14 protein-coding genes are annotated in these 13622 nt (G+C 37.4%); 4 read left to right on the forward strand and 10 right to left on the reverse strand.

Going from position 1 to position 13622, the window contains the following annotated elements:
* Positions 1 to 129: 129 nt before the first annotated feature.
* Both ACSKT4_RS13825 and ACSKT4_RS13830 read right to left on the reverse strand, forming a co-directional pair.
* Entirely contained in the window at positions 130 to 1314 is a 1185-nt protein-coding gene (locus ACSKT4_RS13825; protein WP_186869598.1) for an MFS transporter, read from the reverse strand.
* Positions 1315 to 1377: 63 nt separating this feature from the next.
* Entirely contained in the window at positions 1378 to 2394 is a 1017-nt protein-coding gene (locus tag ACSKT4_RS13830; protein WP_186869597.1) for a serine hydrolase domain-containing protein, read from the reverse strand.
* 181 nt (positions 2395 to 2575) lie between these two features.
* Between ACSKT4_RS13830 and ACSKT4_RS13835 the strand changes: the two genes are divergently transcribed.
* The gene (locus tag ACSKT4_RS13835) at positions 2576 to 3643 is read left to right on the forward strand and encodes a D-alanyl-D-alanine carboxypeptidase family protein (protein WP_186869596.1); all 1068 of its coding nucleotides are present in this window, start codon (positions 2576 to 2578) and stop codon (positions 3641 to 3643) included.
* A 46-nt stretch (positions 3644 to 3689) separates the two neighbouring features.
* Here ACSKT4_RS13835 and ACSKT4_RS13840 read toward each other — a convergent pair whose 3' ends face one another.
* The 3 genes from ACSKT4_RS13840 to ACSKT4_RS13850 form a co-directional block, all read right to left on the reverse strand.
* Positions 3690 to 4232, reverse strand: coding sequence for a histidine phosphatase family protein (locus ACSKT4_RS13840; RefSeq protein ID WP_186869595.1), 543 nt, complete (start codon positions 4230 to 4232; stop codon positions 3690 to 3692).
* 14 nt (positions 4233 to 4246) lie between these two features.
* Positions 4247 to 4708, reverse strand: a complete 462-nt coding sequence (locus tag ACSKT4_RS13845) for an SRPBCC family protein (protein WP_186869594.1) — start codon at positions 4706 to 4708, stop codon at positions 4247 to 4249.
* Between the two features lie 191 nt (positions 4709 to 4899).
* Positions 4900 to 5352 (reverse strand): DUF2269 family protein, encoded by a 453-nt coding sequence (locus ACSKT4_RS13850; protein WP_186869593.1) that lies wholly within the window; start codon positions 5350 to 5352, stop codon positions 4900 to 4902.
* A gap of 194 nt (positions 5353 to 5546) precedes the next feature.
* Between ACSKT4_RS13850 and ACSKT4_RS13855 the strand changes: the two genes are divergently transcribed.
* Positions 5547 to 6110 carry a nitroreductase family protein gene (locus ACSKT4_RS13855; RefSeq protein WP_186869592.1) on the forward strand — a complete coding sequence of 188 codons (564 nt, stop codon included), beginning with the start codon at positions 5547 to 5549 and terminating at the stop codon, positions 6108 to 6110.
* 259 nt (positions 6111 to 6369) lie between these two features.
* Here ACSKT4_RS13855 and ddlA read toward each other — a convergent pair whose 3' ends face one another.
* Entirely contained in the window at positions 6370 to 7470 is a 1101-nt protein-coding gene (gene ddlA / locus ACSKT4_RS13860) for a D-alanine--D-alanine ligase (protein ID WP_186869591.1), read from the reverse strand.
* 196 nt (positions 7471 to 7666) lie between these two features.
* On the opposite strand from ddlA, the gene ACSKT4_RS13865 reads away from it, so the two are divergent.
* Positions 7667 to 8230 carry a hypothetical protein gene (locus tag ACSKT4_RS13865; protein ID WP_186869590.1) on the forward strand — a complete coding sequence of 188 codons (564 nt, stop codon included), beginning with the start codon at positions 7667 to 7669 and terminating at the stop codon, positions 8228 to 8230.
* Here ACSKT4_RS13865 and ACSKT4_RS13870 read toward each other — a convergent pair.
* Entirely contained in the window at positions 8206 to 9276 is a 1071-nt protein-coding gene (locus ACSKT4_RS13870) for a D-alanyl-D-alanine carboxypeptidase family protein (RefSeq protein ID WP_186869707.1), read from the reverse strand. The two genes, ACSKT4_RS13865 and ACSKT4_RS13870, sit on opposite strands and share 25 nt — an antisense overlap.
* Before the next feature lie 416 nt (positions 9277 to 9692).
* Here ACSKT4_RS13870 and ACSKT4_RS13875 point away from each other — a divergent pair, with 416 nt between their 5' ends.
* Entirely contained in the window at positions 9693 to 10217 is a 525-nt protein-coding gene (locus ACSKT4_RS13875) for a CotY/CotZ family spore coat protein (RefSeq protein WP_186869589.1), read from the forward strand.
* A 93-nt stretch (positions 10218 to 10310) separates the two neighbouring features.
* On the opposite strand, the gene ACSKT4_RS13880 is transcribed toward ACSKT4_RS13875, so the two are convergent.
* The 3 genes from ACSKT4_RS13880 to ACSKT4_RS13890 are packed head-to-tail and all read right to left on the reverse strand — an operon-like array spanning position 10311 to position 13622.
* Positions 10311 to 11642, reverse strand: a complete 1332-nt coding sequence (locus tag ACSKT4_RS13880; protein ID WP_186869588.1) for an ABC transporter permease — start codon at positions 11640 to 11642, stop codon at positions 10311 to 10313.
* Entirely contained in the window at positions 11639 to 12331 is a 693-nt protein-coding gene (locus ACSKT4_RS13885; protein ID WP_186869587.1) for an ATP-binding cassette domain-containing protein, read from the reverse strand. Before ACSKT4_RS13885 ends, ACSKT4_RS13880 begins: the two co-directional genes overlap by 4 nt.
* Positions 12332 to 12347: 16 nt before the next feature.
* The gene (locus ACSKT4_RS13890; protein WP_186869586.1) at positions 12348 to 13622 is read right to left on the reverse strand and encodes a hypothetical protein; all 1275 of its coding nucleotides are present in this window, start codon (positions 13620 to 13622) and stop codon (positions 12348 to 12350) included.

A 13622-nucleotide genomic window follows, 5' to 3' on the forward strand; every position in this document is an offset into this window, starting at 1 on the left:
AATCGTAATCACCAAGCTTATTTGTCATGCCAAAATTTATAATAAAAAACATTATTCTTTTTGGGCTAAATTTGTTGACTTTATATAGTTAGCCTCTATCACTCTATCCAAAATCGTTACTCCTTACCGCTATACCCGTATAAAAATCGAAAAAATGAATGCCAGAACTAATAACAAAGACAGAGCTAACAATGTAAAGAAGTAAGTAGTAAACGTCATGAATGAAATAGCAACAATTGGACCTAGCATCGCACCAATAAAAAGGATAAAGGCATAGAAGGCATTAGCAAGCGCTCTTCTATCTCCACCTAACTCTCCAATTAATACCATGATAGCAGGAAATATTAACGAGATTCCAAACACATAGATAATGCTCATCACAATAACAAAGGTTATATTACTTCCAATTCCAAGTAGTAATAAGCCCATGGTAGCTAATGACAAGCCTAACCTAAGCGTTGTCAACACGCCTATTTCCCCAACAATCCTACCGACAAAAGGTGACACGAGCATCCCGACAATGCCAATAGCTCGAACACCTAATATTTCCCTATCATTCAAGTAATAAGGCTCTCCCTTTAAGAAGCTCCCTAACAAGGTGTACATTCCCATAAATGTTAATAAGAGCATTATCGTGATGAGGTAAATGAACACAAAGTTACGTTGCTTGAAAATAAGCTTGCTATGGTAAAGGTAAAAGCTAATACCCTCTTTATGCCCTGGCTTTTTTGGACTCGGAAGTAATAGCAACACTGTTAGGAACGTAATAAAATATAAACCGCCAAAGAATAAGAAGACCATCCTCCAGCTTCCCCATTGAGAAAATGCATCCCCAAGCACTTGCCCAAAAATGCCAGAAGTTACATAGCCAAAACTGATAAAGCCAATCGTCGTAACAATTTTCTTAGATGGAATAACATCAAACGCATAAGCAAGTGCTGATGGGGCAAACGTTGACGCAACAAACCCTTGAATCCCTCTAAGTACAACAAGACTCCAGAAGCTGCTCGCCATCGCTATCAGTGGGGTTACAATCGTTAATGAAATCATGCCAAATACAATGACTTGCTTTCTACCGATTCGATCCGCTAATGGTCCAAATAATAGAAAACCAACCGCATAAAAAAAAGAAAACGAGCTGCTAGTCCATGCAGACATCGTTTTCGAGACGTCAAACGTAGTTTCAAAGATAGAAAAGAGAGGTGTCGTCACATAAGCACTGGAAACAACAATTAATGCACACCAAAATAACACAAAATTTATCCATCTGTGACGGACACGTGCTGCTTGTTCCACAAATACAGTTTCAGCCATCTTCCCCACCCCTTCATACGATCTTCTAAAAAGATATGAAGAGATATGGGAATGTGTGCTTGCCTAGTCTAACAGTTCTTCAATCGCAACCATAATCGAATAAGCACCTTCACTCTTGTTCGAAGCAATTACAACCTCTACCCCATTCGCATAGACTGCAGCATGAAAGCTTACACCAGGATCATATCCCATTACATGGTGCTTCGTAATCTCATCCGCCTGCTTATCCATCCAAATTCCATAACCATAGAACTCGTCATCTTCTCCCTCAGCTTGAACGGATAACAGTCTTTCCGTTGTGCTCTCGGTTAATAGCTTCTTACTAAACAAGGCATCAAATAAGCGTACCATATCATGGACGGTAATAAATGCTCCTCCATCAGCTCCACCTTTTATAGGGATAGAATACATATTGCTCTTCCAAGTTCCAGATGCTACATCATCTATATAGCCTATTGCTGTATTTGCTGGAAGCTGGTCAAGTGAGAAATAACCAGAATCCTTCATGCCCGCTCTTGCAAACACTTTTTGTTCCACGAAATCAGTAAAGCTCATCCCGGCTAGTTGCTCAATAACCAATCCTAGCACAATGAATCCTGCATTATTATAATGGAACTGACTCCCTGGCTGGAACATCATGTCACGATGTTGAAACATAGGAAGGAAATCCTTTAACTCACGCATCGAATACATCGGCCTTGTTTTCCACAGCTCTTCAAAATCATCCATAACCGACTCATCGAAGTAATCCGGAATACCCGAAGTATGGGATAAAAGATGATGAATTGTTATCTCATCTGAAAAATTAGAAAATTGAATATCCAAGCAATCTTTCAATCTAGTATCAAAGGTAATTTTTCCTTCGTCTACTAGAATCCCAGTGCTAATCGCTGTAAATAGCTTACACCCGGACGCGATACCGAATCTTGTATGCACCGTGTTTTTTAATTGATCCGAACGATTAGCAAAACCATATGCGGATTCATGAATAACTTCCCCGTTTTTCTGAACTAAAATTGTCCCTGAAAATCCTACCTCCGTGACTGCTTCCTTAACTTTACTATCAAATTGTTGCTTCATTCTGCCTCTTCCTTTCCATTAGAAAAAGCACAATTAAATTCCCTGCAATTGTAGTATAATCTATATATACCAAAAATATCCAGTAGAACTAACGAACTATTTTTCTCATTTTATACTGTTTTCATTTTTCATCGTAGTATAATAAGTAGGGTATTCAATTTTCAAAAGGGAGAGAACACCAATGAAAAACTACAAATCTATCTATTTATTAACCCTTATAAGCCTTTTGATATTACTTTCAGCTTGTAGTGACAGTACGCCTACAACAGGGGATACGTCTGAAAAAACAAGCGAAGAAAAGGTACAAGATAATCCTAACCCAACAAAAGAGGATGAACAGAATGCAGAAAATCCTAAGGCTAAAGAAGGATTCGTTCTCCCAACAGAGGATCTCCAAAAAGGTGATCAAAATGATAATGTTATAGGACTACAAGAAGCTCTAATCAAAATTGGGTATGAGATTCCCACTACTGGTACGTATGACAAAGAAACCGTATGGGCAATTACCGATTTACAAATACAGTCAGAAGACCTGATGATAACAGGAAAATATGATGAAGCGACAAGGCTTGTTATAGAGGATTATCAAGATCAAGAGAGTACAGTAACTTCCGGTGAAGGTTTAGCTTACTCGGAGGATAAGCCTTTAGATGAGGAAACTGTTGAACTAAGTAATCCATTTGAAGTACTTGCCTTAATTAATAAGCAACACGCATTGCCTGCAGATTATGTGCCAGCGGACCTAGTTTTCCCAGATGTACCATTTCCATTTGTAGAAGATTTACCGAAAAAGCAAATACGTCAAGTTGCTGCTGATGCACTTGAGGAATTGTTTGCCGCGGCAGAGCAAGAAGGTCTTGATTTATATGCACAATCCGGATTTCGCTCCTTTGAAACCCAGGAATATCTGTTTGCATCCTATGTGAGCAATCATGGCGAGGAAGAGGCTAATAAATTCAGTGCGCGACCTGGTGAAAGTGAACATCAATCTGGTCTTGCAATGGATGTTACAAGCCCACAAGTCAATTTTGACTTAGTTATAGAATTCGGAGATACAAAGGAAGGAAAATGGTTAAAGGATCATGCAGCGGAATATGGCTTCATCATTCGCTATCCTAAAGGAAAAGAAGACATTACAGGATATCAATATGAACCTTGGCACATACGGTATGTTGGTGTTAAAACAGCTAGCGAAATCATGGAACGTGATATAACGTTAGAAGAATACCTTGAAGAATTACAAAGTTAAAAAGAAACAGGATATCTCAAGGGACCTTATGAGATATCCTGTTTTTTTATTTCCACAGTCTAGTAATCTCTAGTTCTCCATTAGAATAGGCTATGACAAACACATCTGGATTGGTAAGATTCTCCCAATCCTTAAAACGAAAGCTAGGCTGAAAATATTTCAAAATCAATGAGGTTAGTCCCCCATGTGTAGCTAATAGAATATGCTCCTCCTCATTTTCCAGTAATTCTTTAATGACTTCAATCCCACGCCTCATAGCTTGAGCACTAGATTCTCCCCCCTCAAATACAAGGTCCAAGTCATCAAAGGTCTGTTCTAGTCTTTCTCGCCAATCATGAAAGAACGTTGTGCTTAATACACGTTCAGATAGTCGATCATCAATCTCAATTGGAATATCCTTTTCTTTAGCAAGTGGCGTGACGGAATCAATGGCACGATGATATGGACTGGAGATAATCCGCTCAACTAGAACATCCGCAAAGAATTCTACTAACTCTAGAGACTGGTTTATACCCGCTTCAGTTAATGAAGCTGTCAATTCCTGACCATTCGCTTGGCAATGTCTTACAAGATAAATCTTCTTCCCCATCGTTATCCCCCTCCTTATCGCTTTCGGACCTCTTCTTCTGCAACTTGTTTTACTCGCTCTACAAATTGCACCACTACTTTATCGCTATTTACTAATTTAAGAAGTAATTTTGTGAACCATTTTAATGGATTATTCGTTGTCGTATATCGGAAGTATGTTTTATGATCTTCCAGCTTTTTCGCTTCATATGATGTCGTAATTTCAAACATATTCGCAAGGGTAAAGGTTACTTTTAACTTCTTAAAATCCGCTTCATTCTCATATTCAATGGTTTCGACATCATATTCTTGCATCCTCTTTCCCTCACGATACTTCTGACGATACACTGCTCCAACAGCATTTTCTGTTCCTTTAACCAATGTGTTTTCGACTACATTTGGCATTATTTTTTGCATATCCTCAAGTGTCCCATCTAGAAGTTTCCATACTTGATCAATTGGTGCATGAATTTCAATATCTCTTGTCCATGTTTTCATCATTTTCCCTCTTTGTTTGCATTTTTCTCTATTTTATCATAGGAATAAAGCAAACAGGATAGGCTCGCCATTTAAAAATACGGGAGTTTACATATTCTTCAGGACTTCAGCACCTAACTTCAGGATTTACCCGCTGTCTTTCAGGATTGATCCAATCATAGAAAAAAGCGCCTCCACAAGAGAGCGCTTCACTAAAAAGGCTTTATAATCATTAAGGCAATAATAACGAGAAAAATGACATTTTCAATTCTCTCTACGAAGAATAGCTTCTTTGCCATTACATCGTATTCTGCTGGTATCTTCTCCCCTTCTGCATGCTTTAAAAGCTCCTTGATTGGTTTTGATCTTGGTGAAAGTAATAACGGCCCAAAAGCTAGTGCAATAAGGAAAAGGACAAGACTAGTAATATACCATCCCTGTTGGAATAGATACGTATTGATAGTCCCCATTAAAATACCTGTAATTAGCAGCAATGTACCACCAACCATAGTGTAACGATGCATTCTGTTTCGTATTACATAAGCATGTCTTAATTCTGTTAAATTGGTTGCCTTCGATACAATCATCATCATCATGAATCCTGGCCCCATGCCTAAAATTGCTGAAAATATATGTACAAAGACTAAAACATCATAAAATGACATGATATGACCCCCAATATATATCTACCTATATCATACACTTTTTCAGCAAAAAGAGATGTGATATAAATCACTGACAAAATCCTATATGTTGATCAAGATAGGTTTGCTTTTCCTATTCAAATCATTTACTATTTAAATCAATGAAAACGATTATCAGTCGGAAGTATAATAACAACACAAAAGAGGTGTTAACGATGCAAATGATAAAGCAACAATCGGAGCTAGCAAAATTAATTCGGGAACGTCGCTCTATAAAAAAAGGATATAACAATAAAATGGTAAAGAAAGAAATCGTTACTCAATTATTAGAGGATGCTATTTGGGCACCAACACACGGGATGAGGCAGCCTTGGAGATTTATCTTTGTTGGAGAAAATCAAAAGCGTGAATTCGCCAAGAAAATAGCAAGTACTTATCCAGAAGAAAAACAAGAAAACCGAGAGAGCTATTTAAATGAGCCGAACGCTATTCTTGTTGTTATTATGGAAAAAGGAGACAACCAAAAGAAGCAAGATGAGAACTTTGGTGCCACTGCTTGTTTGATTCAAAACTTCCAACTTCTCGCATGGGAACAAGGACTTGGTGTTGTTTGGAAAACCAATCCTCATATTTACGACCCAAATGTAGAGGAAATTCTTCAGGTTCAGGAAAACGAACGGATCGTTGGATTCCTGCATATGGGATACTTTGATGAGCAACCGGAGAAAAAAGAACGGATCGCATTAAGGGAAAAATTCACCACATTTCATGTCGAATAACAGATTAATTTTCGTTTTTATGAAAAAAATGTCTACCTAGATTGTTCCAAGTAGACAATTTTTTTAATGAATGAAAATTTTCTACTAGAAATGCATCAAATAGACAACTTTCTCCATGTGTGGTGATTTTTGTCTGATAGGTGAAACGATTAGACAATATGATACAGCTTGATCATAATTTGTCTAATCGAATCAATCTTTGGCTTTGTCTTGTCCATCAGTCAGAAAAGTCTCGCCCACTGGACGAGACTTTTCTTCATTATTCCCAAACGGTATTCTTTAGCTTAGCATCATTCTCACTGCGTTCCAATGCTAAATCAATTAAGCGACTGATTAATTCCGAGTATGGAATACCACTAATCTCCCATAGCTTCGGATACATGCTAATCTTTGTGAAGCCCGGTAGCGTATTTATTTCGTTAATGTACAATTCCCCATTTTCCGTTAAGAAAAAGTCAACTCGAGCTAATCCTTCACATTCTAATGCTTTAAACGCTTCTACTGCAGTCGTTTGCACCATTCTAACTTGCTCTTCAGTAAGCTCGGCTGGAATTGCTAATTCTGCGCCTTTTTCATCAATATATTTAGACTCATAAGAATAGAATTCAGTATTCGGTAATATTTCACCAGGAATAGACGCGATTGGATCATCATTTCCAAGTACAGCACATTCAATTTCACGACCAACAATATTTTCCTCAATGACCACCTTATGATCATATTGGAATGCAGCGTGTAAGGCCGCATAGAATTCTTCTTCATTCTTCACTTTGCTAACGCCTACAGAGGAGCCTTGGTTAGCCGGTTTAATAAACATTGGAGTCCCTAACAATTCTTTAGCGTCTTCAAAGTTTACCTTATCTTTATTTGGACGCTTCACCGTAATTCCTTTGGCTACCTTTATTCCGGCAGCATTTAGTAGTCTTTTGGCAATATCTTTATCCATACATACAGAAGAACCTAGAACACTAGGCCCGACGAAAGGAAGATTTGCCATACGAAGCATTCCTTGTAAACTGCCATCCTCCCCAAGCGTACCATGTACAATTGGGAAGATGACATCCAATTGCTCTAAGCTTACGGCATTTTCAACATGGATTAATTGATTTGTTGCAGAACCTGGTACAATCGCAACATTATCATCCGATTTATTCAACGCAATTAATTTAGGATTCTCTGAATTTAATAAATAGGAAGATTGATCATTTAAATGCCATTTCCCCTCTTTATCAATTCCAATTAATGTAACATCATATTTTTCTTTATCGATTGCATCGACAATATTTTTAGCAGACTGAAGGGAAACTTCATGCTCTGCAGATTTACCACCAAAGATAATACCTACTTTTGTCTTCTTCAATTTAGACGTCCTTTCTAATAGAAGGTAAATAAAATTCCATACAATTAAAATAGCATAGTTTAGCTTGTTTGTAATAGTACTAACGTAAAAAAATATAGAGGCACCTGACCCGCCCCTTAGGTAGCAATCATAATTCTTCCCTCAGTCGAATACATTCTAAAGGGACAATCAATCATCTTTTATAGGAGCTGGAAACATGTCATTTATATTAACTACGATATTGGTAATTTGTACATGTCAAATACTCAGTATCATTATCCTCAATGCCCTACATCGAAAGCACTTATCTAATATGCATGGAATGCTTGCATCGATGGCACTTGGAATGTTATCAGGCATCCTTTTTGGTACGGTCATTGGAATACTTCTAAATGGCGACTTATTTATGTCTACCTTTCTTGCGATTCTAATTGGACTTTCTATTGGCTTTATAGCTGGATTACCGTTCAACCTATTCGCCGTCATTGATGGTAGTATATCCGGCATAATGGGGGGTATGATGGGTGCGATGCTAGGCGAAATGATTCCAATGTTCAACCCAGATGCAACCATCAAATTATTGGCATTCTTTACGATTATGCTCTTACTTATTATGACCTACCTAACCGAAGAATCTATTAAGGGCAACCGGATGATATCAGTTCGTACCCATCCTTTTTTCTATACGATTACGATCGTCTTACTATTTTTTCTCATTAAAGATATCCCGATCATAGACATAGAGCAATATAATAATCACTCCTTCTTTGACTTCCGATAATAGAAGATGAACCAAATCGATAGTAAGACAATGCCAATAATAAGGACATCATATAGTGAGCTTGGTATCGAATTCTGTTTAAGCTCGGCTACCTTCAAATGATGGGACAAATTTATTTCCGTATCAGTAAATGATGGCCACTCCCTATCGATAAAGAATCGTTTTTTGTTATTAGCTAGTTTCCTAAACGCTTCATCCCCATCTAAATGAATAGGTGATACTTCCTTACCATCGCTTTTGAAATGATCAAATCCATAATCCAATAATGCAACCGTATCCTGATAGGCACTTTCCTGGGTTGATGCATCAAGCGTAATCACAATTAGGTCAAGATTTTTTCTACTTGCTGTAGTAGCTAACGTAAAGCCTGCTTCTGGAACATAACCCGTTTTACCACCATTTACACCAGGATATGGTGCTTCCCTAAGAAGCTTGTGATGTGTATATAATGTTGTCTGCCACTTCTTCCCTTTCCATTCTAGCTCTGTTAAGCCAAATATCTCTCGGAAATCTTCATTATTTATTGCATATTGGGTTATCATGGCAAGATCTTCCGCACTAGTAACATGCTCCGCATCAAATAACCCATGTGGATTGCTAAAATGGGTGTCCTTAACACCAATTACTTGTTTCACATATTGATTAAGATCATCGGAGAAATGTTCCACATCTCCACTGAGATGCTCGGCAATTGCTACCCCTGCATCATTAGCTGAGTTAACTAATAATCCCTTTATTAATTGCCTTAAGCTAAGCTGTTCCCCTTCTTCTAGAAACACGGATGACCCTTCTGTACGATAAGCATGTTCACTCACCGTTACTACATCATCTAAATCACCATGCTCAATAGCATAAATGGCCGTAGCAATTTTCGTTAAACTTGCTGGATATAGTTTTTTTGAAGCATTTTTCTCATATATCACGGTACTTGTAGTGGCATCTACTAAAATAGCTGCTCCACTACTAATACGTGGTGGTTGACGTTCTTCTGCTGCAGCAAGTGTAGATCCCAAAAGTAAACTATGTAGACAAAATAGTATAAACATACTCAAACAGACTCGTATTCTCATAATCTTCCCTCACTTATTGCTTGTTCACTTTCTCTATTTTAAAAGAAATTATTAACATAGATGGGAAAATCAATGAATTGTAAAGTTAATTTAAAAGTTGTTATGTCTATGTAATCTATTACCAAAAATAAAGAACCAGCTAGGTAAACTGGTTCCTTTTTTCATGGGTAGGGCTAAAATCTATTAGCTACCATGTGTAGAGTTAATTTATACATACTCCGCTAATCCCTTGTCGGTGTTGGCTTTTGACATAATGAACCAACACATATTCTTCCTTTTGTCAGGATATCTGAATCATTTTTAATAGAAATAGACTAGTAAACAACCATGATATCTGAATTAACATAGATTATAGTGTATAAAAAATTCATATGAAAAGGAGAGATCATAGCATGAGTTGTTGTTCACATGGAAAACACTCAAGTGAATGTGTCTGTGACGTGGTTCGTAAAATTGTTCTAGCTCAAAACGAAGTAGCCGCAGCTCAAGATGATTGCTGTACTACAGGGTGCGAGAATGCAATCGAACAATTACTTTCGCCAACTACGGTTCCTGCTAATGGGCCAACGACAATTCCGTTTTTGTTATATTGTAAAGGGGATTGTGATTTGTTCTTTGCAACAGGGATTGCTCAAAACAACTCTGGATTTGACTGTGTGGAAACTCCAGTGTTTAAGGCAAAGAAATTTAAAAAAGGTTGCTGTGTTGAATTAGAATTATTAGAATTCGATACACAAGGTAGCGGGAATTTATTAGGTCATTCCAAAAAAGATTTGTGCCACTTCATCCCAAATAACGCTACTGGTGAATTCGTTGAGACTGGTATTTGTATAACCGTGGACTTGAATAACTTTACTGGAATTCAATGTCTAAACCCAGTTACACCAATTGTAGCTCCTGCTTCGAAAAGCTGTTAGAAAATATGCCTCGAGACTAGGCTTAGTAGACTCGAGGCAATCTTTTACTAAAGGATATGGTTAGAGTTCCTTCTAACCATATCCTTATCATTACTATACTTCCCTACGCATTGCTCGTAGTACGTCAATTTGAGTAGCACGTTTTGCTGGTCCTGTTCCTGACAGGATTGTAACGACTAAACAAATGGTAACCGCAATAACAACTAGACTCCACGGGATAGCAGAGAATTGTAATCCCTCAGGCATCTCTTGCGAAAATGCCATTTCCAAAATCATCGGTAATGCAATATTCACGACTATACTAATAACATATGCTACGATTGTCCCAATGAATGCACCGATGATACCGATATAACTACTTTCCAACAAGAAGATTTGTTTAATTGTCTTTGGATTGGCACCAATAGCCTTCATAATTCCAATGTCCGGAGCTCTTTCGGTAACAGCCATCGTCATCGTATTATAGATTCCAATCGAAGCAATAACTAAGGCAATTGTCCCAACAAGAATTAATCCTGCTTTTGCAATGGTGAACAGGGTATTAATTTGATTCATTTCACTAACAACCGAGTACGATGCATAATTCTCTTCATTAAGCGTATCCACGATTCCTTGTACCGCTTCAAGGTTATCCGCATAGACGTTTACTTCATCATAAGAAGTAAGAGAAGTAGTCTCTAATATCTCAGAATCCACGCCTAGCTCTCCACCTGGCGTTCCCGTATAAGCTTCCACCTGTTGGAATACTTCTTGAGAGATAAATACATCGGTATTTGTCAACCACTCTCTTCCAGGCTCCTTTAGGATACCTACAATCGTTAATGGAATCTCCTCCGCTTTGTCTTCTTCGGCACTTTTTTGAACGGACATCGTAATGGTCTTTCCAATAATACTACCAGAATAACGTAATTCCTCTTTTATTTCTCCCGTATCTTCATCGTATGGATTTTCTTCTGTTTCTAAATGTAAGTTATTCGCAAAATGATACCCGACTACTACTTCATTTGCTTTTTCAGGTAATCTTCCTTCATCTAACTCCAATCCAGCAGCTAACTCAGAAGGGAAGTGAGTCGACACTGCATTTGCACTTATTTCATAGTCATCAAGGGAATAAGTTGGATATTGTCTTAATTGCGTTTTTCTTGTTACAGATCTAACATTATCTAATTTTTCCAAGGACTGTACATCTTCCATTGTAAGAGATTGATAATTACCATCTACTTCTTTACCGTAAATATCAATTTTTGTTACAGTTTGATCCTCCAGTGTATCTTTTACAACACTTTGCTGTAGCCCATATCCAATAGAAGCTAATACGATTAAGAACGCACATCCCATCGCCGTTGCTAAAATAGTCATATAAGTACGGGCTTTATTCTTTTTAATGTTTTGTCTTATAAAGCGAAACTTGTCCTTTAATCTCATATCGTTTCCACCCCTTCCATTAAACTACCATCTTTAATCGTAATAGAACGGTGGCCGATACGAGCAACCTCTTCATCATGCGTAATAATAAGGAACGTAATACCCAATTCTTGATTAAGATTTTGAATAATGTCTAGTATTTCCGCTTCTGTTTCACTATCTAGACTTCCTGTTGGCTCATCAGCAAGGATTAGTGCTGGTTCCAGCACTAATGCCCTTGCTATACTAACTCGTTGTTGTTGACCCCCTGACAATTCGCTAGGGTAATGGTCCTTATACTCTATTAAACCGACTCTCTCTAATAATTGGTTAACCATTATTTTTCTATTCGGTTCATTTTCCCCTCTTAAAATCAGCGGAAGTTCAATATTTTGATACGCGGTCATACTAGGTATCAATTGAAAGCTTTGAAAAATAAAGCCTATATTTTCAAGACGAAAATCGGCAAACTTTGCCTCTGAATAATCAGATACTAGATTCCCATCAATCCAAATCTCTCCTTCTTTAGCACGAATAAATCCACTAATTAGATTTAGTAGCGTGGACTTTCCCGAACCACTCTTCCCAACAACGGAAACAATTTCCCCTTTGTGTACTTCCATTGAAATATTCTTTAATACTGGTACAATCGTTTTCTTTCCTTTTTTCCCCAATTCAAATTGGTGGCTTAGCTTCTCTACTTTTATCACAATATTTCCTCCATGTTTAATTCATTATTAATCGATAGAACCGCAATTCGTGTTCTCCGTTTTCTTCATCTGGGTTTTCCATAACTATTTCCCCTTCAAACAGTACCTCTCCATTGTGAATTGCACCAACGAATACTTTGACAGAGTTAACATCATCCTTATAACCTATCGCATACATTTTATCGTTTACTATTGTAAGATTCGACAAACCCTGAAATCCTGAATCGTCTAGGTTAAACTTTGCTTTGGATTGTACAGATAGATCCTTTTCATTGATCTCTAGTATGGTAACTGTATTTTCTAACTCATAGACCAGATACACTTGTCTATCCTGTACAAATCCCCACGTACGCGCATCTAATAATTCGTTCGCTATCTCTTTATCGAAGGTAACTTCTTGGAGTTCTTTGCTTTCCAAATCATATAAATAGAAGGACCTATTAACCACGCTGATTTCAGTTGGTTCATTATCTACTATCTCCGTTTCCAGTTCAGTATCCTCTACTTCTCGTCGGTTCTGATCCTTTTGCAAGAAGTAGAATTTCTGCTCTGAAATATCTTCTGAATCATTTAAGAACATAATATCCTCCCAGTTATTAGCATCTTCAATGCTCTCACTTACTAGCAGGGTATCATCTGCACTAATCTTATGAGAGGAAATATCAATCGTGTATACCATTAACTCACGAACATAACGACCATTATTCCCATAATGATTAGACTCTGTTAATACTTTTAATTCTCCATTAACTAATTGAACATCTGACACTACGATATCGTAATAATGCCCTTGACCCGGTATCTTTATTTCAAATGAATTAGACTTATTGGTCTCCTTGTTTAAAACATCTACGTAAAAATAGTTCTCAGCATCCTCGTAGTGTAATCTCGATGATGTTGACTTAACCGCGACATAAGCGACAAATTCGTCATTTTCAAAGAAATTTCCTGTATAAATCCATTTCCCTCTCATAAAGTTACGATACTTTTCCTTTAACTTAGTCGCATTATTTATGGCAAAAGGGGATTCTAAATTCTCAAAGAAGGACATTTGTCCTCGATAAACAGACCCTTCTGTACTGACCGTGACGGCACTATAATTACTTTTCCCATCATATTCCCCTACTAGTAAGACGTCGTTCATGACCGATTTATCCCCGTCAATTGTCTTCAGTGTTAATTCAGGAAATTGTTTGGCAACCACTAATGATGTATAAATAAAGTACGTTACAAGTACTGTAATAATCACGAGACTTAGCGCTATAAGCTTCCAAAATCGTTTCAATATCAT

The sequence above is a fragment of the Ornithinibacillus liuyingii genome (genome assembly GCF_055550225.1).